The sequence below is a fragment of the Kitasatospora sp. NPDC051702 genome, assembly GCF_040681575.1.
Lineage (GTDB): Bacteria > Actinomycetota > Actinomycetes > Streptomycetales > Streptomycetaceae > Kitasatospora.
The window spans coordinates 29,940-52,221 of the sequence record NZ_JBFAZB010000039.1 but is presented as its reverse complement, the minus strand read 5'-3'; the positions used below and the strand labels follow the sequence as shown (position 1 = coordinate 52,221).

16 protein-coding genes and 1 other RNA gene are annotated in these 22,282 nt (G+C 73.9%); 3 read left to right on the top strand and 14 right to left on the bottom strand.

The window, feature by feature from the left end; genetic code table 11:
• Window positions 1–276: 276 nt before the first annotated feature.
• From AB0N04_RS27670 to AB0N04_RS27660, 3 genes are all read right to left on the bottom strand, one after another.
• On the bottom strand, window positions 277–1,887 hold the full coding sequence (locus tag AB0N04_RS27670) for a beta-N-acetylhexosaminidase (protein WP_360218244.1): 1,611 nt from the start codon (window positions 1,885–1,887) through the stop codon (window positions 277–279).
• Between the two features lie 201 nt (window positions 1,888–2,088).
• Window positions 2,089–2,364, bottom strand: coding sequence for a DUF3039 domain-containing protein (locus AB0N04_RS27665; protein WP_329929182.1), 276 nt, complete (start codon window positions 2,362–2,364; stop codon window positions 2,089–2,091).
• A gap of 63 nt (window positions 2,365–2,427) precedes the next feature.
• Window positions 2,428–3,012 (bottom strand): YqgE/AlgH family protein, encoded by a 585-nt coding sequence (locus AB0N04_RS27660; RefSeq protein ID WP_360218247.1) that lies wholly within the window; start codon window positions 3,010–3,012, stop codon window positions 2,428–2,430.
• A 300-nt stretch (window positions 3,013–3,312) separates the two neighbouring features.
• Here AB0N04_RS27660 and murA point away from each other — a divergent pair, with 300 nt between their 5' ends.
• Window positions 3,313–4,653, top strand: coding sequence for a UDP-N-acetylglucosamine 1-carboxyvinyltransferase (murA, locus tag AB0N04_RS27655; RefSeq protein WP_360218250.1), 1,341 nt, complete (start codon window positions 3,313–3,315; stop codon window positions 4,651–4,653).
• Between the two features lie 72 nt (window positions 4,654–4,725).
• Here murA and AB0N04_RS27650 read toward each other — a convergent pair whose 3' ends face one another.
• The 8 genes from AB0N04_RS27650 to ftsE form a co-directional block, all read right to left on the bottom strand.
• A complete protein-coding gene (locus tag AB0N04_RS27650; RefSeq protein ID WP_030059737.1) occupies window positions 4,726–5,007 on the bottom strand; it encodes an HU family DNA-binding protein in 282 nt (93 codons plus the stop codon).
• Window positions 5,008–5,516: 509 nt separating this feature from the next.
• Window positions 5,517–6,989, bottom strand: a complete 1,473-nt coding sequence (locus AB0N04_RS27645) for an NAD-dependent malic enzyme (protein WP_360218055.1) — start codon at window positions 6,987–6,989, stop codon at window positions 5,517–5,519.
• 348 nt (window positions 6,990–7,337) lie between these two features.
• On the bottom strand, window positions 7,338–9,641 hold the full coding sequence (locus AB0N04_RS27640) for a UvrD-helicase domain-containing protein (RefSeq protein WP_360218058.1): 2,304 nt from the start codon (window positions 9,639–9,641) through the stop codon (window positions 7,338–7,340).
• Between the two features lie 192 nt (window positions 9,642–9,833).
• Window positions 9,834–10,216, bottom strand: a transfer-messenger RNA (tmRNA) gene (ssrA, locus tag AB0N04_RS27635).
• A gap of 85 nt (window positions 10,217–10,301) precedes the next feature.
• On the bottom strand, window positions 10,302–10,778 hold the full coding sequence (gene smpB, locus AB0N04_RS27630) for an SsrA-binding protein SmpB (protein WP_045695776.1): 477 nt from the start codon (window positions 10,776–10,778) through the stop codon (window positions 10,302–10,304).
• A 63-nt stretch (window positions 10,779–10,841) separates the two neighbouring features.
• Window positions 10,842–11,987 carry a S41 family peptidase gene (locus tag AB0N04_RS27625; protein ID WP_360218061.1) on the bottom strand — a complete coding sequence of 382 codons (1,146 nt, stop codon included), beginning with the start codon at window positions 11,985–11,987 and terminating at the stop codon, window positions 10,842–10,844.
• A 111-nt stretch (window positions 11,988–12,098) separates the two neighbouring features.
• On the bottom strand, window positions 12,099–13,010 hold the full coding sequence (gene ftsX / locus AB0N04_RS27620; protein ID WP_360218064.1) for a permease-like cell division protein FtsX: 912 nt from the start codon (window positions 13,008–13,010) through the stop codon (window positions 12,099–12,101).
• Window positions 13,011–13,086: 76 nt separating this feature from the next.
• The gene (ftsE, locus tag AB0N04_RS27615) at window positions 13,087–13,776 is read right to left on the bottom strand and encodes a cell division ATP-binding protein FtsE (protein ID WP_063349173.1); all 690 of its coding nucleotides are present in this window, start codon (window positions 13,774–13,776) and stop codon (window positions 13,087–13,089) included.
• Window positions 13,777–14,125: 349 nt separating this feature from the next.
• On the opposite strand from ftsE, the gene AB0N04_RS27610 reads away from it, so the two are divergent.
• Window positions 14,126–14,320, top strand: coding sequence for a hypothetical protein (locus AB0N04_RS27610; protein ID WP_030059729.1), 195 nt, complete (start codon window positions 14,126–14,128; stop codon window positions 14,318–14,320).
• A gap of 78 nt (window positions 14,321–14,398) precedes the next feature.
• Here the strand turns inward: AB0N04_RS27610 and prfB are convergent, their stop codons facing one another.
• The 3 genes from prfB to AB0N04_RS27595 all read right to left on the bottom strand — a co-directional run bounded on the left by prfB (window position 14,399) and on the right by AB0N04_RS27595 (window position 18,989).
• Complete coding sequence (prfB, locus tag AB0N04_RS27605; protein WP_360218068.1) at window positions 14,399–15,511, bottom strand: peptide chain release factor 2; 1,113 nt, start codon at window positions 15,509–15,511, stop codon at window positions 14,399–14,401.
• Window positions 15,512–15,590: 79 nt separating this feature from the next.
• Complete coding sequence (locus tag AB0N04_RS27600) at window positions 15,591–16,850, bottom strand: serine/threonine-protein kinase (protein ID WP_360218071.1); 1,260 nt, start codon at window positions 16,848–16,850, stop codon at window positions 15,591–15,593.
• Window positions 16,851–17,078: 228 nt separating this feature from the next.
• Window positions 17,079–18,989: a protein kinase gene (locus AB0N04_RS27595; protein ID WP_360218074.1), complete on the bottom strand. Its 1,911-nt coding sequence runs from the start codon at window positions 18,987–18,989 to the stop codon at window positions 17,079–17,081.
• Between the two features lie 407 nt (window positions 18,990–19,396).
• Here AB0N04_RS27595 and AB0N04_RS27590 point away from each other — a divergent pair, with 407 nt between their 5' ends.
• On the top strand, window positions 19,397–22,246 hold the full coding sequence (locus tag AB0N04_RS27590) for an FtsK/SpoIIIE domain-containing protein (RefSeq protein WP_360218077.1): 2,850 nt from the start codon (window positions 19,397–19,399) through the stop codon (window positions 22,244–22,246).
• The last annotated feature ends 36 nt before the right edge of the window (window positions 22,247–22,282 follow it).

Below are 22,282 nucleotides of genomic sequence, written 5' to 3'. Positions count from 1 at the left end.
GCCCGCGGCCTTCGGCCGTGGTGTCCGCGTCAGCAGCCCGGCCTGGCCCGTAGGGTACGGGCGATCGGGCCGGGTTGGGCAACTCTGGCACACAATGCTCGATGATCATTTCGGGACGGGTGAACGGGACTGCCCGATTGGGACGGATACCGGGCGGTATCTGCCCCGGCCCGGATCGAGCCAGGGCAGATGTTCATCTTTTCTTGACGTCAGACGACCACTCAGAAGTTCCCGAAGCGGCACCGCGGGATCCCCGGACCCCGACGTCGGCGGGGATCACCGCACCGGCGGCGGGCCCTCGATCGGGCGGCCGGCCACCCCGGGCCGGCGCTGCCAGGGGTGCGGGCCCTCGACCGGGCGGTACTCCACGCCGAGCGCGTCCAGCACCCGCAGGTGCCCCCGCAGGCGACGCTCGAAGCCCGCGTAGTCGCGCTCCGCGGGCACCGCCGGCAGGTCCGACCAGGCGACCTCGGCGAAGGCCACCAGCCGGGGGAAGGCCCGGTAGTCGACGTCCCGGGCACTGTCCGCGAACTCGCTCCACAGGTTGGCCTGGGTGCCGATCACCCGCCGGGCGGCGGTCTCGTCCAGCTGCTCCGGCACCGGCTCGAAGCGGTAGACGTCCTCCAGCGTCCGCACGAAGCCCACCGGGATCGGCTCGTCCGGCCCGTCCGCCTGCCGGTGGTCGAGGTAGACGTGCTGCTCGGGGCACATCACCACGTCGTGCCCGGCCCGCGCGGCGGCGATCCCCCCGCCGAAGCCGCGCCAGGAGGAGACGGCGGCGCCCGGCGCCAGACCGCCCTCCAGGATCTCGTCCCAGCCGATCAGCCGGCGCCCGCGCTCCGCCAGCCAGCGGTCGAAGTGCCGGATCACGTGGCTCTGCAGCTCGTCCTCGTTGGCCAGGCCGAGCTCGCGGATCCGGGCCTGGGCGGCGGCGCTGTCCTTCCACTGCTCCTTGGGGCACTCGTCGCCGCCGAGGTGGACGAACTCGGACGGGAAGAGCTCCAGGACCTCCTCCAGCACCCCCTCGAAGAAGCGCAGGGTCGCCTCGGAGGCGTTGAGCACGTTGTGGCTGACGCCCCAGTCCGTCCAGACGCCGAGCGCGGCGGTGTCCACCACGTCGGTGTTGCCCAGCTCGGGGTAGGCGGCGACGGCGGCCTGGGTGTGGCCGGGCAGGTCGATCTCCGGGACGACGGTGACCCCGCGCGCGGCCGCGTAGGCGACGATCTCGCGCAGGTCGTCCTGGGTGTAGTAGCCGCCGTGCGGGCGGTCGTCGCGCCGACCGGCGGAGCGGTAGCCGACCATCGAGCGCTCCCGCCAGGCTCCGCGCGCGGTCAGCGCCGGGTAGCGCTTGATCTCGACCCGCCAGCCCTGGTCGTCGGTCAGGTGCAGGTGCAGCACGTTGAGCTTGTGCGCGGCCAGCAGGTCGACGAAGCGCAGCACGTCCGCCTTGGGGAGGAAGTGCCGGGCGACGTCGAGCAGCGCGCCGCGCCAGCCGAACCGCGGGGCGTCCGCGATGTCCGCGCCGGGCAGCACCCAGCCGCTGCGGCGCAGCGGGGAGCGGCGGTACGCGTCCGGGCCGAGCAGCTGGCGCAGCGTCTGCGCGCCCCACAGCGCGCCGGCCGGCCCGCCCGCGGCGACCAGGGCGTGGCCGGGGCGCACCGCGATCCGGTACGCCTCCGGGCCCAGCGCGTCGTCCTGGACCAGCTCGATCCCCGCACCCGGACGGCCGGGGCCGAGCGGCAGCCCGGTGGCGGCGCCCAGCGCGCCGCGCAGCCAGCGCTCGGCGGCGGCCAGGACGGGCGGCGCGGTCAGCGTGGTGGCGTCGTCGAGGGGGAAGTCCCCGTCCGGGCGGCGGACGGCACTCGAGGGTGCGGGGATGAGGTCCATCCCGACATCCTGCCCCCGCCCCGGACGACTGGCATAGACCAATCCGGAAACGCGGCACCATGCAAAACGGCACCGTGCAGAACGACGCCGTGCGGAACGGCCGCGCACGACGGCGCGGACCGGGTACCGCGCGCGGCACCCCCGCGGACGGTCCGCACGCCGCGGCGTCACCCGGGGCGACGCCGCGCGGACCGGCCGGTCCTACTTGTCGTCGTCGCCGCCCTGCGGCTTGCCGATGCCGTCGTAGATCTCCTTGCACATCGGGCAGACCGGGTACTTCTTCGGGTCGCGCCCGGGCACCCACACCTTGCCGCACAGCGCCACCACGGGCGACCCGGAGAGCGCGCTCTCCATGATCTTGTCCTTCTGGACGTAGTGGGCGAAGCGCTCGTGGTCGCCGTCCCCGTTGGACACCTGCGGGACGGGCTCGACCAGGGTTCCGGTGCCGAGGCCGCGCTCGGGCTCAAGAGTGCTCATAGGTGCCAAGTCTATGGGCGGCCCGGGAAACCGGGCCAGTGTCGTGCCGCCGGGGCCCCCGGTTCAGTTCAGCGTCGGGTCGTCCGGGTACGTCGCGAGCAGTGCGAGCGGCCCGCGCTGGCGGCGCAGCACCGAGCGCCAGAGCCGCTCCGGCTCGGGGCTGGAGACGTCCCCCGGCTCGCAGTCCACCAGGTACCAGGCGCCGCTCTCCAGCTCCGCCTCCAGCTGGCCGGGCGACCAGCCGGCGTACCCGGCGAAGATCCGCAGGCTGCCCAGCTCCCCGGCCAGCACCTCGGGCGGCGCCTCCAGGTCCACCAGGCCGATCGCCCCGTGCACCCGCCGCCAGCCGAGCGGCTCGCCGGTGCCCGGGTCGCCCGGCGCCACCGCGAGGCCGAGCGCCGAGTCCAGCGCCACCGGGCCGCCCTGGAAGACCACGGCGGGCCGGCCGACCAGCCGCCCCCAGCCGTCCAGCACGCTGCCGACCTCGACCGGCGTCGGCCGGTTGAGGACCACGCCGAGCGCCCCCTCGGCGTCGTGGTCGAGGAGCAGCACCACCGCCCGGGCGAAGTTCGGGTCGGTGAGCACGGGCGTCGCGACGAGCAGACGGCCGGTGTGGGACCGGCCTGCGTGCGAATGGGCCGCCGTCATGCCACACATGATCCCGCAGAACGGCGCCGTCGGGGCACCGCAACGCTCGAAACCCCGACACGCCGGACGAACACCCGTACGGACGCACCGGCGGGCGGCCCGGCACCCGGAGAGAGCACCATCACGGGAGAGGCTCACGGGAACCATCGGGACGCCCACTACCATCTACGGATGGTGGACGCCCTTACACGGTGCCGACTCGGTTTCGCCGGGGGCCCGAGCGCGCCCGTACCATCCGGTCCACCGACGGCTCCCACCGGAGCCTTCCCCACTCCTCTGGCACCCCGGATTGCGAGAACGATGACCGACGACGTCCTGCTGGTCCACGGCGGAAACCCGCTCGAAGGCGAGATCCGCGTCCGCGGCGCGAAGAACCTGGTCCCCAAGGCCATGGTCGCCGCCCTGCTCGGCCAGGGCCCCAGCAGACTGCGGAACGTCCCGGACATCCGCGACGTCAAGGTGGTCCGCGGCCTGCTCCAGCTGCACGGGGTCACCGTGCGGACCGGCGACGAGGACGGCGAGCTGATCCTCGACCCCTCCCACGTCGAGAGTGCGAACGTCGCCGACATCGACGCGCACGCCGGCTCCTCGCGGATCCCGATCCTGTTCTGCGGCCCGCTCCTGCACCGCCTGGGCCACGCCTTCATCCCGGGCCTCGGCGGCTGCGACATCGGCGGCCGCCCGGTCGACTTCCACTTCGAGGTGCTGCGCCAGTTCGGCGCCACCATCGAGAAGCACCCGCAGGGCACCTACCTGGTCGCCCCGCAGCGGCTGCGCGGCACCAAGATCGAGCTGCCCTACCCCTCGGTCGGCGCGACCGAGCAGGTGCTGCTCACCGCCGTCCTCGCCGAGGGCGTCACCGAGCTGCGCAACGCGGCCATCGAGCCGGAGATCGTCGACCTGATCTGCGTCCTGCAGAAGATGGGCTCGATCATCACGCTGGGCACCGACCGGACGATCCTGATCACCGGTGTGGACGAGCTGAACGGCTACAACCACCGCGCGCTGCCGGACCGCCTGGAGGCCGCCTCCTGGGCCTGCGCGGCGCTCGCCACCAAGGGCGACATCTACGTCCGCGGCGCCCGCCAGCTGGAGATGATGACCTTCCTCAACACCTTCCGGAAGGTCGGCGGCGCCTTCGAGGTGGACGACGAGGGCATCCGCTTCTGGCACCCGGGCGGCGAACTCAAGGCGATCGCCCTGGAGACCGACGTGCACCCGGGCTTCCAGACCGACTGGCAGCAGCCGCTGGTGGTCGCGCTGACCCAGGCCACCGGCCTGTCCATCGTCCACGAGACGGTCTACGAGTCCCGGCTGGGCTTCACCGGCGCGCTGAACCAGATGGGCGCGCACATCCAGCTGTACCGCGAGTGCCTGGGCGGCACCCCGTGCCGCTTCGGCGCGCGCAACTTCCTGCACTCGGCGGTCGTCTCCGGCCCGTCCAAGCTGATGGGCTCCGAGCTGGTCATCCCCGACCTGCGCGGCGGCTTCTCGTACCTGATCGCGGCGCTGGCGGCCGAGGGCACCTCGACCGTGCACGGCATCGACCTGATCAACCGCGGCTACGAGAACTTCATGGACAAGCTGCGGGACCTGGGCGCCCACGTCGAGCTGCCGGCCGAGCAGCTGGTCGACGCCTGACCGGTCCGGTGGAACGGCGAGAGGCCGGGCTCCCCGCGGGGAGCCCGGCCTCTCGGGCGTTCAAGGGGTGGTTCAGGCGCCCTTGGCGGCTTCCTTCAGCTTGGAGCCGGCGCTCACCTTGGCGCTGTAGCCGGCCGCGATCTGGATCGGCTCGCCGGTCTGCGGGTTGCGGGCGGTGCGGGCAGCGCGGTGGGTGCGCTCGAAGGTCAGGAAACCGGGAATGGTGACCTTCTCGTCGCCCTTGGCGACGACCTCGCCGACGATCTCGGCGAAGGCGGCCAGAACGGCGTCGGCGTCCTTGCGGGTCACCTCGGCGCGCTCGGACAGCGCGGCCACCAGCTCACTGCGGTTCATGTGTACTCCTGTGGTCTGTTCGCTTGCGGTGTGCGGGGGCCCATCGGTGCTCCCACCGGGGGGCACCCGGATGGGCCGCAGGTCCGCACACTGTGCTCATGCAGGCAATGCGTGGTCGCAGGCCGGGTCCGTACCCGATGCCGCGCGTCGGTGCCGTAGAAGGCCCGTCCGCCTGCCTGGATACGAATCCTGCCCCGACCGGCCCCGAGAAAGCCAATCGGGCCCCGGCCGAGCCACCCGAACAACGCCCGCCCGTTGGAGGTGTGACGCTCCGTCGGCTCCGGCGGACCGGGCGCGGGCGGCGGTCGGGACGACACGCCGGAAGACCAGGGGGACGTTCCGTACTTGTCGGACACGCCTGCCCCGTGCAGGGCTACCGTACGCCCTGGGACTGACAAGCCCAAACACGCCCCTCGCCCTTGTGTCGCAAGGGTTCGGGGCGGGCTTGGGCGGGTATGGCCGCGATTCGGACATTTGACCGATCCGCGACACGTCGGCGGACTCGCCGGTCAGAGCTTGACGGTGGGGAAGGAGGAGGTGTCGAGGGTGCCGACGATGCCGGGGGTCGGACGGGACTCCTCCGGGCGCTCCTGGGCGCCCGCCAGCGCCGCCTCGCGCACCGCCGAGGCCACCGTCTTGGCGACGTCCTTGTGGAACACGCTGGGGATGATGTAGTTGGCGTTCAGCTCGTCGTCGGCCACGGTGGTGGCCAGCGCCCGGGCGGCGGCGATCATCATCTCGGTGTTGACGGTGCGGCTCTGGGCGTCCAGCAGGCCGCGGAAGACACCCGGGAAGACCAGCACGTTGTTGATCTGGTTCGGGAAGTCGCTGCGGCCGGTGGCGACCACGGCGGCGGTCTGCCGGGCGATCGCCGGGTCGACCTCCGGGTCGGGGTTGGCCAGCGCGAAGACGATCGCGTCCTCGGCCATGGTGGCCAGGTCGTCGCCGTCCAGGACGTTCGGGGCCGAGACGCCGATGAAGACGTCCGCGCCCGCCACGGCCTCCTTGAGGCTGCCGGTGCGGCCCGAGCGGTTGGTGTGCTCGGCGATCCAGCGCAGGCTCTCGTTGAGGTCCTCCCGGCCCTGGTGGACCACGCCGCGGACGTCCGCCACGGTGGCGTGCTCGACGCCGGCGGCCAGCAGCAGCTTGAGGATCGCCGTCCCGGCGGCGCCGGCGCCCGACATCACCACCCGGATGTCGGCGATGTCCTTGCCGACCACCTTCAGGGCGTTGGTGAGGGCCGCGAGCACCACGATCGCGGTGCCGTGCTGGTCGTCGTGGAAGACCGGGATGTCGAGGGCCTCGCGCAGCCGGGCCTCGATCTCGAAGCAGCGCGGCGCGGAGATGTCCTCCAGGTTGATGCCCGCGAAGCCCGGGGCGATCGCCTTGACGATGGCGACGATCTCGTCGGTGTCCTGGGTGTCCAGGCAGATCGGCCAGGCGTCGATGCCGGCGAAGCGCTTGAACAGGGCCGCCTTGCCCTCCATGACCGGCAGCGCGGCGGCCGGGCCGATGTTGCCCAGGCCCAGCACCGCGGAGCCGTCGGTGACCACGGCGACGCTGTTGCGCTTGATGGTGAGGCGGCGGGCGTCCTCGGGGTTCTCGGCGATCGCCATGCAGACCCGGGCCACGCCCGGGGTGTAGATCATGCTGAGGTCGTCACGGTTGCGGATGGGCAGCTTGGACGACATCTCGATCTTGCCGCCGAGGTGCATCAGGAAGGTCCGGTCCGAGACCTTGCCGATCGACACGCCGTCGATGGCCCGGAGCTTCTCGACGATCTCCTCGCCGTGCGCGACGGACGAGGCCGCCACGGTGACGTCGATCCGCAGCGCCTCCAGGCCGGAGGCCGTCACGTCGAGGCCGGTCACCGAACCGCCGGAGGACTCCACGGCGGTGGTGATCGCGCTCACGGCGTTGCCCCGCGCCGGGACCTCCAGCCGCACCGTGATCGAGTTCGAGACACTGGGCACCGTCGCCATCGACGCTTCCTTCTTCCGTCCGTCGGCAGGTTCAACATTTTGTTGAAGGCATCGCCTGCCGCATGCTAGACCTCGATCGTCGCACCTTCCAAGGGGTAGCCAGAAATAACGTTCATTGAGTGTGCGGATCCGACAAGGGGGCGACGACTCCTTGCCTCTCCGGGCCGATGCGTTACATTGGACGGGACACCGGCTCGATCCAAGCCCCCGGGCCCAACCTTCGTCCCTTCGAGGGACCACTTGCCGCGAGGCGAGCATGGCGGGTCGGTGTCACTAGCGTCTGAAGGCCCCTCACCCGCGGGTGAGGGGCCTTCTGCGTGCCCGGACGCGCCCGGACCTGTCCGGCCGTCAGTCGTGCAGCAGCGCCGGCACGCCGGCCGCGTCCGGCAGGTCGTCCGGGCCGGACAGCACGGTCAGCCGCTGGGTCGCCCTGGTCAGCGCGACGTACAGCACCCGCAGGCCGGCCTCCGACTCGCCGGCGATGCCGGTCGGGTCGGCCACCACCGTGGCGTCGTACTCCAGGCCCTTCGCCTCCAGGCTGCCCAGCGCCACCACCCGCTCGCCCAGGCCCTCGGCCCAGCCGGCCGCCTCGGCCCGCCGGTCCATCGGCACCACGATCGCCACGGTGCCGTCCACCTCGGTCAGCAGCCGTTCCAGCTCGGCCCGGGCCCCCGCCCCGAAGGCCTCCGCCCCGGGGGCGGTGACGGCCGCGAAGCGCGGCTCCACGCCGACCCGGCGCACCGCGCTCGGCGACGGGGTGCCCGGCGCGGCCAGCGCCAGCACCTTGGCCGCGACCTCGGCGATCTCGGCCGGGTTGCGGTAGTTGACGGTCAGCGTGAAGCGCCGGCGCGGCTTCCCGGACAGCACCTCGTCCATCGCGGCCTGGGCCTCCTGCGGGAACGGCCAGGAGGACTGCGCCGGGTCCCCGACGATCGTCCAGGTCGCCATCCGGGACCGGCGGCCGATCATCCGCCACTGCATCGGGGTGAGGTCCTGCGCCTCGTCCACGATCACGTGCGCGTACTCGGTCCGCTCCACCGGCCCCTTCGCCCGCTGGCGGGAGCTGCGGTCCGCGAAGGTGGTGACCTCGTCCAGACCGCTCAGCAGGTCGACCGCGTCCACCTCGCGCACCTTCGGCCGGGCCGGCTCGCCGAGCAGCACCTGCAGCTCGTCGACCAGCGCGACGTCGTGGGCGGACAGCGCGCCCTCGCCCTTCGGCGACAGGTGGCGCCAGGAACCGGCCAGCAGCCGCGCCTCGTCCGGCGTGACGGCCCGACGGGCGATCCGGTTGGTGTGCCGGTGGTGCTTGAGCGTGCCGAGCACCCGGCGCGGGCTCAGGGCCGGCCACCAGGCGTCCAGGAAGTCCAGGAAGGACGCCTCGTCCGAGACGTACTCGTCGAAGGACTCCTTCTCCTCCTGGCGCTGCTCGCGGGCGTAGTGGTCGGCGGGCCTGGGCAGGTGCCGGGTGGCCTCCTGCCACAGGGCGTCCAGCAGCAGCCGGCGGGCGCGCGGGCGCAGCAGGTTCAGCGGGGTGCCGCCGGAGCCGATCACGTTGCCCCGCACGGCCTTGAGGCGGCCCGCGTCCAGCCTGAGCACCTCGCCCCGGGCGACCACCTTCAGCTCCTGCGGCGCGCCCAGCTCCAGCGCCGCCCTGGCGGCCCGGCGCAGCAGCTGCACCATCCGGGCCGAGCCCTTGACCCGGGCCGCCTCGGGGCTGTCGTAGGTGCCCGCCTCGATGCCGTCCACCAGCGAGCCGACCGCCCGGATGGCGACCTGGCCCTCCTCGCCGAGCGAGGGCAGCACGCCCTCGGTGTAGGAGACCAGCAGCGGGGTCGGCGAGACCACCAGGATGCCCCCGGCGTAGCGGCGGCGGTCCTGGTACAGCAGGTAGGCGGCCCGGTGCAGGGCCACCGCGGTCTTGCCGGTGCCGGGGCCGCCGGTGACGAGGGTGGCGCCGGCCGCGGCGGCGCGGATCACCTCGTCCTGCTCCTTCTGGATGGAGGAGACGATGTCGCGCATCGAGTGGCTGCGGGCGCGGCCGAGCGAGGCCATCAGGGCGCCGTCGCCGACCACGGCCAGCTCCTCGCCGTCCAGGGTGGGCGTGAGGTCGGGGCGCAGCAGGTCGTCCTCGACGCCGATCACCCGGCGGCCCTTGGAGCGGATCACCCGGCGGCGGATCACCCGGCCGGGCTCGACCGGGGTGGCCCGGTAGAAGGGCGCGGCGGCGGGGGCCCGCCAGTCGATCACCAGCGGGCCGTACTCGGCGTCGAGGACGCCGAGGCGGCCGATGTGGAGGGTCTCGGCGACGGCCGGGTCGGCCGGGTCGAGCGGGGTGTTCGACGGGATGCCGTGCTCCTCCGGGGCGTCCGCCCGCTGGAGGTCGATCCGGCCGAACAGGAAGTCCTCGAACTCGTTGTTGAGCCGTTGGAGGTGGGCACCGGCCCGGTAGACCTGGGCGTCGCGCTCGGCCAGCGCACCGGGGGTGCCGACCTGCACCCGCTTGGCGGCGTCCTCCAGGATGTACTCGGCCTCGGCGAGCTTCTCCTCCAGCCGGTGGTAGACGGTGTCCAGGTGCTGCTGCTCGCCGGCGATCTCGCGTTCGCGCACGGTCTCGTGGTCGGCGGCGGGGGTGGTGTCCGTGTTGCTCTGCATGGCCTCGGTGGTTGCGGCGGATATCCGGCTCCGGAAAACGAGCGGACGGATGATCCTACGCCCCGGCCGGTGCGGCGCGCCGCACCGGGACGGCGTCGGAGGCGCATCGGTTCGGACACGGCGGCCGGTGCGCGGACAGCGCGAAGGCCGCCCCCCGCTGAGCGGTGGACGGCCTTCACTGTGAACATGGGGTGGTGGAGATGCCGGGAATCGAACCCGGGTCCAGTGGAGTTAATTCAGGGCTTCTCCGAGCGCAGTCCGCTGTGCTTTTCTCGGCCCTGGCGGTCACACGGACGAGCCGCCAACAGGCCCAGCTGCTGTTTGATTTCCCATCCACCCTCGCAGCCCGGGCGGACGGTTGAGTTCCCTAGATTATGCCAGGGTCCGGGTCGGGAACCCCCCGGTCTGACACCCAAGCGCTATCGTTGCTTAATTAGGCAGCGAGAGCGAACTGCTGGGAATCGCGCTTAGAGTTGGCGATTATTTTTTTGCGACACGTGGTTAACGAGATCATTGCCGCGTTCCTCGGCTCGCTTCCCCTGTTTCAACATCCCCTGTCGAAACCGATCATCCCCATGTTTTGTTGAGAAACAGCCGGACGGTGACCGTCCGTGTTGCTGGCGCCATAGTACGCGAGGCGACGGGCGAGGGTCCAGCGGATTAACCCTGGCGGCGCCGGGCGGCCGCCACGGCACGCGCCGTCTCGCGGGTGTCCTGCTTCTCGCGCAGCGTCTGCCGCTTGTCGTACAGCTTCTTGCCGACCGCGAGCGCGAGTTCGAGCTTCACCCGGCCGTCCTTGAAGTACAGCGAGAGCGGGACCAGCGTGTGGCCCGCGTCGCGGACCTTGGTCTCGATCTTGCGGATCTCCAGCTTGTGCAGCAGCAGCTTGCGCTTGCGCCGGGCCGCGTGGTTGGTCCACGTCCCCTGGGTGTACTCGGGGATGAAGACGTTGTCGATCCAGGCCTCGTGGTTCTGGATGTACGCGTAGCCGTCGACCAGGTTGGCCCTCCCCTCGCGCAGTGACTTCACCTCGGTGCCGGTGAGCACGAGGCCGCACTCGTAGGTGTCGAGGATCGTGTACTCGTGTCGCGCCTTCTTGTTCTGCGCGATCAGCTTCTGTCCGGTTTCCTTTGCCATAGCGCGGCCATTCTCGCACTTCGGGCCGGGCGGGGCAGCCCCTTTAGCCGCGGGTCCCGGCCCTCAGGCGCGGGTTCCGAGCCCGGCCAGCACCCGCAGGGCGAGCGCGTCGGCGTCCTCGCCGGCGGTCGCCGGGACGTCCGGGGCGAGGCCGGTGCCCTCCGGGGAGCGGCCGGCCGGGGTGTAGTAGCGGCCCACGGTCAGCTCCAGGACGGCGCCGTCGGCGAGCCGGCTGGGCTGCTGGACGGTGCCCTTGCCGAAGGTCCGGGAGCCCACCACCACGGCGCGGCTGCGGTCCTGGAGGGCGCCGGTGAGCAGCTCGGCGGCGCTCATCGTGCCGCCGTCGACCAGCACCACCAGCGGGGTGCGCTGGTCGCCGCCGGGCGGGGCGGTCAACTCCCTCGTCCCGCCGCGCTCCTGGTACGAGCCGACCGGGCCGCCGTCCAGGAAGATCCCGGCGGTGCCGGCGGCCTCCTCGACCAACCCGCCCGAGTTGCCGCGCAGATCGAGCACCACGCCGGTGTGCGGGACGCGCAGGGCGGCGCGCACCTGGTCCGTCACTCCGCTGGTGAAGGCCCGGACGGCGATCCGCAGCACGCCCTTGTCCAGGTGCTCGGCGGTGACCTGCCGGCTGTCCAGCAGGGCCCTGCGCAGCTGCAGTTCGCGGATCTCGCCGGTGCCGCGCTGCACGGCGAGGGTGACCTCGGTGCCGGCCTTGCGCTCGCCGTCCCGGCCGCGCAGCCGGGCCACCACCTCGGTCACCGGCAGCCGGTCGGCCTGGTCCTGGTCGATCCGCAGCAGCCGGTCCCCGGCGGCGATCCCGGCGGTGGCGGCGGGCCCCCCGGGGGCGACCTGGGAGACGGCGGTGACGCCGTCCTCACCGCGGCCCACGGAGAGGCCGACGCCGAGGTAGCGGCCGTCCAGGCCCTGGGTGAACTCGGCGTACTCCTGGGCGCTGTAGTAGGCGCCCCAGCGGTCGCCGTTGGCCCCGAGCAGGTGCTCGGCCTGCTGCTCGGACAGTGCGGACCCGGCCGGGTCCGCGGGCGGGCCCGCGGCGGCGGCCGCCACCGGCGCGGTGTCGGCGGACGAACGGCGCACCGGGTCGGCGGGGTCGCCCCAGGCGCCGGAGGCGGCCCCGGCCAGCAGCACGACGCCGAACACCAGGCTGAGGGTGGCCACCTGACGTGCCCTGCGCGGAGTTTCCAGCATGGCACCGGAGTGTAGACACGCGTCGGCCGCGCCGGGCCGGAACGACCGACGGCGGAACGGCGGCGGCCCCGGACGGCGCAGTGCCGTCCGGGGCCGCCGGGGCCCTCGGGGTCAGACCTTGAGGTACTTGCGGAGCGTGAAGAACGCCGCCACACCGGCCATGCCCATACCGACCACGACCAGCAGCGGTATCACCGCGAGCACCGAGCCGAGGCCGATGAAGTGGATGAACTGCACCCGGTCGGCCAGCCAGCCCTGGACGAAGAAGTGCCCGCCGACCAGCAGTCCGGAGGCCATCACCGCGCCGAGCAGCGCGGAGAACGCGGCCTCGGCGATGAACGGCATCTGGACGTAGAAGTTCGAGGCACCGACCAGGCGCATGATGCCGGTCTCGCGCCGCCTGCTGTACGCCGAGACCCGGACGGTGTTCACGATCAGCAGCAGGGCGACGAACAGCATCAGCACCATGATCACGAAGGCCGCCGTCTGCAGGCCGTTGAGCAGGCCGAACAGGTTCTCCAGGATCTTCCGCTGGTCCTCGACCGACTTGACGCCGGGCTTGCCCGCGAAGGCGCTCTGGATGACGTCGTACTTGGTCGGGTCGTTGAGCTTGACCCGCCAGGACTGCGGCATGGCGTCCGGGCCCAGGACGGAGATGAGCGGGTTGTCCGGGTTCATCTCCTTCCAGTGCTTGTAGGCCTCGGCCGAGCTCTCGAACGTCGAGGACTGGACGACCGAGTCCATCTTGTCCAGCTGGGCCTTGATGTCCTGCACCTGCTGGTCGGTCGCCGCACCCTTGTCGCACTGGGGCGAGTTGCGGGCGTCCGACTTGGTGCAGAAGTAGATGCTCACCTCGACCTTGTCGTACCAGTACCCCTTCATGGAGTTCACCTGGTCGCGGACCAGGAGCGAGGAACCGGCGAGGGCGAGGGAGAGCGCGACGCTGACCACGACCGCGATGGTCATCGTCAGGTTGCGGCGGAGACCCACACCGATCTCCGACAGGACGAACTGGGCACGCATGCGGGAAACACTCCAGGGTCGGTACTGCTGGTCTGGCGACGCGGGCGGACGGGCCCACGGGTTCAGCGCCGGTCGGTCAGTGCTGGTACCCGTAGACGCCGCGGGCCTGGTCGCGGACGAGCAGCCCCTTGTCGAGCTCGATGACGCGCTTGCGCATCTGGTCGACGATGGCCTGGTCGTGGGTCGCCATGAGCACCGTGGTCCCGGTGCGGTTGATGCGGTCGAGCAGCTTCATGATGCCGACCGAGTTCTGCGGGTCGAGGTTGCCGGTGGGCTCGTCCGCGATCAGCAGCATCGGGCGGTTCACGAAGGCGCGGGCGATCGCGACGCGCTGCTGCTCACCACCGGAGAGCTCGCCCGGCATGCGGTCCTCCTTGCCGCCGAGGCCGACCAGCTCCAGCACCTCGGGCACCACCTTGTTGATGGCGCTCTTGGGCTTGCCGATCACCTCCAGCGCGAAGGCGACGTTCTGCGCGACCGTCTTGTTCGGCAGCAGGCGGAAGTCCTGGAACACGGTGCCCAGCTGGCGGCGCATGTGCGGCACCTTCCAGTTGGACAGCTTGCCGAGGTCCTTGCCCAGCACGTGCACCTCGCCCGTGGAGGGGCGCTCCTCGCGCAGGCACAGGCGCAGGAAGGTGGACTTGCCCGAGCCGGACGAGCCGACCAGGAAGACGAACTCGCCCTTCTCGATCTCCAGCGAGACGTTGTCCAGGGCGGGACGGTTCTGCTTGGGATAGGTCTTGGAGACGTTGTCGAATCTGATCACGGCTGCATCACGGAGGCCATCCTAGGCGGCGCCAGTCCTCGGTCGGTCCACCCCGGGCGCCCGGCCCGGGGGCGGGCGGAGGGGGCGGACAGGGCCGCTCCCGGTCTGGGACCATACGCGAAGCGGCGGCGGGCTCGCAGTGCCTGGACGGGACAGCACCCGGAATCTGGGGGACAATGTCCGGTTATGCCCCGAAAATTGCGAGGCATCTCACAGCCCGGGAGCCGGAACGGGCAGAACCTGGCAGAGTGGAGGTGGCGGCCGCGACCGGCCGCTCCCCCGCACAGGGCAAGAAGAGGAACCAAAGCCCGGTCCGGTGCGTTGGCTGTAGCAGCGAGGAGGAGATCGCATGACCTGCGACCATCTGGTGTGCGCCAACTGCAACGGCCGCGTGAGCGACGGGCGTTGCCCGGTCTGCCGCGCCAACCGGGCCCGGCTGCAGGAGCAGCAGGGGCCCTTCGCCGCGCTCTCCCCCGCGATGCTGCTGGCCCTGCTGGCCGGTCTGCTCGCGGTGGCGCTGATCGCGCGGCAGGCGCTGGCCTGATCCCGAACGGGACGACGAGGAGACGACGAAAGGGCCCCCGACCTCGGTCGGGGGCCCTTTCGTCACTGCCTCGCGCGGTTACTCCGCGGCGGTCTCGCGCTGCTTGCGCCACCGGATGCCGGCCTCGATGAAGCCGTCGATGTCGCCGTCCAGCACGGCCTGCGGGTTGCCGGCCTCGAACGCCGTCCGGACGTCCTTGACCATCTGGTACGGGTGCAGCACGTAGGAGCGCATCTGGTTGCCCCAGGAGCTGCCGCTGTCCTTGAGCGCGTCCATCGCCGCCTTCTCCTCCTGGCGGCGCCGCTCGAGCAGCTTGGCCTGGAGGACGTTCATCGCGGACGCCTTGTTCTGGATCTGCGAGCGCTCGTTCTGGCAGGACACCACGATGCCGGTCGGCAGGTGCGTGATGCGCACCGCCGAGTCGGTGGTGTTGACGCCCTGGCCGCCGGGGCCGGACGCGCGGTAGACGTCCACCCGCAGCTCGCCCTCGTCGATGTCGACGTGGTCGGACTGCTCGACGACCGGGAGCACCTCGACACCGGCGAAGGAGGTCTGCCGGCGGCCCTGGTTGTCGAACGGCGAGATGCGGACCAGGCGGTGGGTGCCCTGCTCGACGGAGAGCGTGCCGTACGCGTACGGCGCCTTCACGGTGAAGGTCGCCGACTTGATGCCGGCCTCCTCGGCGTACGAGGTGTCGTACACCTCGGTCGGGTACCCGTGCCGCTCGGCCCAGCGCAGGTACATGCGCATCAGCTGCTCGGCGAAGTCGGCGGCGTCCACGCCACCGGCCTCGGCACGGATGTTGATCAGCGCCTCGCGGGCGTCGTACTCGCCGGACAGGAGGGTGCGGACCTCCAGCTCCTCGACGGCCTTCTGGAGCGCGACGAGCTCGGCCTCGGCCTCGGTGCGGGTGTCCGCGTCGTCCTCGGCCTCGGCGAGCTCGAACAGCACGCCCAGGTCGTCGACCCGGCTGCGCAGGCCCTCGACCCGGCGCAGTTCGCCCTGGAGGAAGGAGAGCCGGCTGGTCACCTTCTGCGCGGACGCGACGTCGTCCCACAGGTTGGGGGCCGCCGCCTCCTCCTCCAGGACCGCGATGTCGGCCCGGATCTTGTCCAGGTCGAGGACGGCCTCGATCGACCCCAGGGTCGTCTCGAGGTTCTTGAGCTCTTCGGAAGGATCGACGGCTGCCACGCCCCCAGCGTAATGGTTCCGGGGGTGGGCATGACGACACCGGGGTCCTCCGGCCCTCCCGCACCGGCCCCGCCAGCCGCTACGGCGCCCGCGGAGCCGTGCTGTGCACCGCCGGACGGGCCGGGCGGGGGGCGCCCGGGCCGGTGTCGGCGAAGGCCGTCCAGGCCGCCGCGGCGCCCGCCAGCAGCAGCACGGTGGCCAGCAGCACGGCCAGCATCCGGCGGCGGCGCAGCAGCGCCTGCCGGTCCCGGCGCTGCCCGGCGCCCGGGGCGGTGCGCTGGGCGCGGGACTCGGCGGCGTACGCGGCCAGTTCGTCCGCGGACGGGCGGCGCAGGCTGGTGTGGGTGTCCCGGGTCGAGTCGGGGGCGGTGCCGGGCACCAGCGGGACGGCCGGGCCGCGGCGGCGCTTGTGGGTGCCCGGGCCGGCGTCCACCTCGGCGTAGACGGCCTCGCCCGGCGTGAGCGCCTCCTCGGCCGGGGCCCGGCCCTGGGAGGGCACCGCCAGCACCGGCAGGCCGGCCAGCGAGGGCAGCTGCTCGCGCAGCCGGGCGGCCAGCTCGGCGGCGCGCAGCCGCGAGGCCGGGGCCTTGGCCAGGCACTCGGAGATGATCCGCCACAGGCCGTCCGGCAGGCCGGGGATCGGCGGCACCTGTTCGGTGACGTGCCGGCGCAGCACCGCGCCGGTGTGCCCGCCGCCGAAGGGGGTGGATCCGGCCAGCAGCTCGTAGAGCACGGTGGCGAGGGCGTAGATGTCGACGGCCGCGCGCGGTTCCAGGCCCTCGATGATCTCGGGCGCCAGGTAGTCGGGGGTGCCGATGATCCGGGTGGCCCGGGTGCGGCGGGGGGCGTCGACCAGGCGGGCGACGCCGAAGTCGGTGAGCTTGGCGCGCGGGGCGGCGCCCGGACCGGGGGCGGCGGCGAGGTCGAGCAGCACGTTCTCGGGCTTGACGTCGCGGTGGACGATGCCGGCCGCGTGCGCGGCGGCCAGGCCGTCGGCGACGTCCGCGATGATCGAGGCGGCGGTCTGCGGGGGCAGGGCGCCGTCGCGCTCGAGCCGGGAGCGCAGGTCGGTGCCCTGGACCAGTTCCATCACCAGGGCGAGGTCGCTGCCGTCCACGACCATGTCGCGCACGCCGACCACCCGGGGGTGGTCGAGGCTGGTCAGCGCGGCGCGCTCCTGGACGAAGCGGCCGACCAGCACCTGGTCGGCGGCCAGGTCCTCGCGCAGCAGCTTGACCGCGACCGGGCCGTCGGGCCCCTCACCGAGCCAGACCGTCCCGGCCGAACCCCGGCCGATGACCTGGTGGACGGTGTACCGGCTGCCGATCTTGCGTGCCAATGCTGCTCCGTGGGCGGCGCGGGAGCGCTCCGGGGGGCCCGGTGCGCTCGGTGGGGCGGGACAACAGCGACCAACCTACGCGCCCCGACCCCCCGTGCGGGCCGCCTGAGGGCCCCGGACGGGCAGTCCCGGGCGAGAAATCTCGAAAATTGTCGACAAAGCGTCAATCCTGCTGTCCGGGCGCGGCGTCGCGTCCGGACGGCCCCGCGGGACGGAACCGTCCCGGCGTCAGTTCTTCGAGCTGCCGAACAGCGCGTCCGCCCAGTCCCGCACCGTGGTGAACCAGCTCTGGACGTTGTCCCAGTAGTGCGGCAGCGGCGTGAAGTTCCACAGCGCCAGCCCGGCCACGAACAGCACCAGCAGCACCACCAGGCAGCCCTTGAGGCAGCCGAGCCCCGGGATGTACATCCGGTTGCGGCTGCGCGGGCGCCGCTCGCGCGGCGGGGCGGGCTCGCGGCGGGGCTGCTCGCGCGGCTCCTCGCGGCGCTGCGGGGGCTCCCGGTGCTGCGGCGCCGGCGGCTCGGCCCGGCGCGGCACCGGGGCCGGCGGGGGCGGCGGTGGGTAGCCGCCCTGCGGCTGCGACTGGCCGTACCCGGCCGGGGCCTGCCGGTAGCCGCCGGGCGGCTGCGGGCGGCCGCCCTGCTGCGACGGGCCGCCGTAACCGCCCGGACTGGCCTGGCCGCCGTAACCGCCCTGGCCGCCCTGGCCTCCGTAGCCCCCCTGGCCGCCCTGACCACCCCGTCCGGCCTGGTACGGCGGCGGGGCCACCGGCGGGCGCTGGGCGTACCCGGGCGGCGGGGCCTGGTGCCGCGGGTCCTGCCGGTAGCCGGCCGGCGGCTGCGGCTGGTAGCCCTGGCCCGGCCGGCCGCCCTGTCCGGCCTGGAACGGCGGCGGGGCGACCTGCGGGTCCTCGAAGTCCTCCGGGCCGAAGTAGCCGACCTGGGTCTGCTGGTTGCGGTCCCGGGCCGCCTGCAGCTGGGTCTGCCAGGGGTGCGGCGCCTCCTCCTTCGGCGCACCGGGCGGGGGCGGCGGCACGGCCGTGGGCGGCAGCACCTGGGTGCGGTCGGCGGCCCCGTACGGCGGCGCGGCCGGCGGCTGGGTGCTCATCACCCGGGTCGCCGCGGCCGGGTCGTAGTGCGAACCGCCCTGGCCCGCCGGCGGCGCCTCCGGGAAGGGCGGCGCCAGGTCCGGGACGACCGGGGCGCTGCCGGGGACGGCGGCCGGCCGCGGGTCGGGCACCAGCAGCGCGCCGACCGCGAGCGCCTCGTCCACCGCGGCCGGCGAGGCGTGCACCCCGACCCCGGCCGCCACCACGCGCAGCGCGCGGGCCAGCGAGGTGGCGCCCGGGCGCTGCGCCGGGTCCTTGCGCAGGCAGCGCTCGATGACCGTCCACAGCGGCTCGGGCATGGTGCTGGGCCGCTGCGGCTCCTGCGCCAGGTGGGCCTGCAGGACGGCGAGCGCGCCGTCGCCCTGGAACGGCTGCCGGCCGGTGACCAGCTCGTACAGCATGATCCCGGCGCCGTAGACGTCCACCGCCGAGGTCTGCGGCCGGCCCTCGGCGGACTCCGGGGCGACGTAGGCGGGGGTGCCGACGAACTCGTGGGTGCGGGTGATGCCCGGGGAGTCGGCGAGCCGGGCGATGCCGAAGTCGGTGAGCATCGGGTGCATCTGCTCGGTGCCCTCGACCAGCAGCGAGGAGAGCAGGACGTTGGCCGGCTTGAGGTCGCGGTGGACGATCCCGTCCGCGTGGCTGGCCGCCAGCGCGTCCGCGACCTGGGCCATCAGCAGGGCGCCGGCGATCGGGCTGAACGGGCCGTTGGCGCGCAGGTACCGGGCCAGGTCGGGGCCGTCGACGAGGTCCATCACCAGGGCCAGCAGCTCGCCCTCGACGACCAGGTCGCGGACCCGGACGATGTTGGGGTGGGTCAGCCGCAGCAGCAGCGAGCGCTCGCGCAGGAAGCGCATCACGACGTCCGGGTCGGCCGCCAGCTCCTCGCGCAGTACCTTGATGGCCACCAGCTGCCCCGGCTCGCTGCCGGGCACCTGGACGTCGGGGCGCACCCGGCCGCGCCAGACCGTGCCGGTGGCACCCCGTCCGAGGGTCTCCTCAAGCAGATACTTGCTGCCGACTGGCCGCACCTGTCGCACTCCTCGCCGTGCCGCCCGCGCGGGGCGCTCCTCCGCCGGTGCGGTGAGCCTGCCGGGCCCGTGTCTGCGGCCACTCTAACCGTGTCCGTTCGGGTTTCAGAGGCAACCGGCAGGCCATCCAGGAGGTGGTGGGGGACATCCCCTAGGGGACCGTCCGGAGCCGGTCGGCGGGCCCGTCGACGGGGTCGTCCCGGCACCGGTTGACCTGACCCTCCGTCGCCTCCACCATGGCGGTGATCGCAAGATCGTCAAATCCGGTACCGTGCGCGGACTGTCCGTGACGGATGGCAGGATGGACACTCGCCACTCGTGTGGCCCAAAGGGTCGCCGCGACCGCCCCGCGCGTCCGCGACGCCACCGGACGGGCTCCACACCAGCAGAAGGGACCCGCGGGCGAGATGCAGATCCGGCTGACCGTCCTCCGACCGCGCAGCGGCCCGACCGCCGCCGGCTCCGCCATCCCCTACGTGGACGTGCTGGTCACCGCGCCCGTCGGCACCGCGCTCGGCGCCCTCGCGGGCGCGCTCGCGGGCGCCGTCGGCGTGCGCGGGCCCCGGGCCGCCACCCATGTGCACCTGTACGCCGGGGCGCACCGGGTGGACGAGCACACCCTGCTCGGCCACCCCCCGCTGCTCGACGGCGCCGTCCTCAGCCTCAACGAGCCCGACCCCACCGCCGACGAGCCCGACGACACCCCCGCCGTCGCCGAACTGCGCGTCGTCGGCGGCCCGGACGCCGGCGGCGTGCACCGGCTGCACGGCCGCGAGATCCGGATCGGCCGCTCCGGCGAGGCCGACGTCCCGCTCGACGACCCCGACGTCTCCCGGCTGCACCTGGCCCTGCACCTCGCCGACGACGGCCGGATCACCGTCCGGGACCTCGGCTCCACCAACGGCACCACCCTGGACGGCCGGATCGTGCCGCCCGGCGGCACCGAGGAGGCCGTCCCGCTGGAGCCCGGCGGCCTGCTGCGGATCGGCGAGTCCACCCTGCAGGTGACCACCCCCGACCGCACCGACGCCCCCGGCAGCGGCCGCGCCGCCGTGCCCGACGGCCACGGCCACCTCCAGCTCGCCGCCCCCGGCCCGGCCCGGCCCGCGCCGCCCCCGGCCGAGCCGCCCGCCGCCCCCGAACCCGCCCCGGGCCGCGGCCGCGGCCTGCTCTCGCTGCGGCTCGGCCGCACCGCCGAACCGCCCGGCCAGGAGAGCGCCGAACGCCACCACACCGCCGTCCGGCTCCGCCAGGCCGCCGCCCAGCGCGAGCGCTGGCCGGACCTCGCCACCCTGCTGCTCAACGCCGTCGGCCCCGGCCCGCGGCTCTGGGAGCGCGGCCCCGGCCACCCCGACGCGCTCACCCTGCGCCTGGGCACCGCCGACCGCCCCCTCCCCCCGGCCGGGGGCGGCCCCACCGGCGGCCCCGGCACCGCGCCCGGCGCGACACTGCCCGCCGTCCCGGTCACCCTCGACCTGCAGACCGCCGGCAGCCTCGGGCTCAGCGGCCCCCGCGCGCGCCTCGACGCGCTCACCCGCGCCGTCGTCGCCCAGCTCGTCGCCCTGCACCCGCCCACCGGCCTCAGCCTCGTCGTCGTCGACGCCGACCCGGCGCGCACCCCCGAGGAACGCGCCGACACCTGGGCCTGGGCCCTGTGGCTGCCGCACCTGCGGCCGGCGGACGGCCAGGACTGCCGCCTGCTGCTCGGCCTCGACGACGAGCAGGCGACGGCCCGGCTCGACGAACTCACCGCCCGGCTCAACGGCCCGATCGGCCTCGGCGGCCACCCCGCCACCGTCGTCGTGGTCGACGGCCGCCCGGCCACCGAGCACGCCCGGCAGGCGGTCGACCTGCTGCTGCGCCAGGGCCCGGCCGTCGGCATCTTCCCGGTCTGCCTCGCGGAACAGCCCGAACTGCTCCCCCGCGGCCTCGGCGCCACCGCCCTCGTCACCGGAGAGGTCGGCACCCACCTCTCGCTGGACCGTCCGGTCGCCCGCGGCCGGGAGACCCTGCACGAGGTCTCGCTGGACGCCGTCTCCGACGCCTGGGCCGAGCGGCTCGCCCGCCTGCTCGCCCCGCTGCGGGAGGCCGTCCCGGCCGCCCGCGGACCGCTGCCCGACGCGCTGCGACTGCTCGACCTGCTCCAGCTCGACACCGTCACCCCGGCCAAGCTCTCCGCCCGCTGGGCCGCGCACGCCGGCGGCATCGGCGCGGCCACCGCGCTGCTCGGCACCACCCGGGACGAGCTCTGCACCCTCGACCTGGCCGACCCGGAACTCGCCCTGCCCTCCCCCGACCCGGGCGGCCCGCACCTGCTGATCGGCGGCGCCCGCGGCTCCGGCAAGACCGAACTGCTGCGCACCCTGGTCGCCTCGCTCGCCGTCTCCGAACGCCCGGAGCGCCTCGCCGTCACCCTCATCGAGGGCCGGGCCACCGAGGACGGCCTGGACGGCTGCACCGAGCTGCCGCACGTCACCGGCCGGGTCAACGCCGCCACCGACCCGCGGGCCGCACTGCTCGCCGCAGAGGCCCTGGAGGACGAACTCGCCCTGCGCGAGCGACTGTTCGACGGCCTCGACTTCGCCTCCTGGCACGCCGCCCGGATCCTGGACGGCCGGCCGGACCTCGCCGCGGGCGTGGACGCCGTCCCGGTGCCCGCCACCGTGGGCGCCCCCGCCCCGGCCCCGCCGCGCATCGTCCAGCCGCGCAGCCCCGACGGCCCGCGGCCCGCGACCGCCCCCTCGGGTGCCGTCCCCGCCCGGCTGGTCGTCGTCGTCGACGACTACGAGGCCCTGCTCTCCCCCACCTCGCCGGCGGGCCGCCCGCTGGCCCGGGCCCTCGCCGCCGTCGCCCGCCGCGGCGGCCCGCTCGGCGTCCACCTCGCGGTGGCCACCGGCCGGCCGGAGGAGAGCGCCGGCACCGAGGTCGACGAGGCGGCCCTGCTCCGGATCGCCCTGCGCACCGAGGACCCGGCCGACTCCGACCTGCTGATCCACCTCGGCGACGCCGCCGGCCTCCCCGAGGACACCCCGGGCCGCGGCTACCTGCGCCTCCCGGACGGCGGCGTCACCGCCTTCCAGACCGCCCGGATCAGCGGCCGCATCCCGCGCACCGCCACGCTGCGGCCCACCGTCGTCGCCATCGACCCGCTGCAGCTCGGTGCCCCGCCGGCCCGCCGCCCGGTCCGCGAGCTCGGCAACGGCCCCACCGACCTCGCACTGCTGGCCAGCGCCCTCCAGCGCGCCACCGCCCGCTAGGGGGTTCCGGGCCGCACCCGGTCGGGTGCGGCCCGG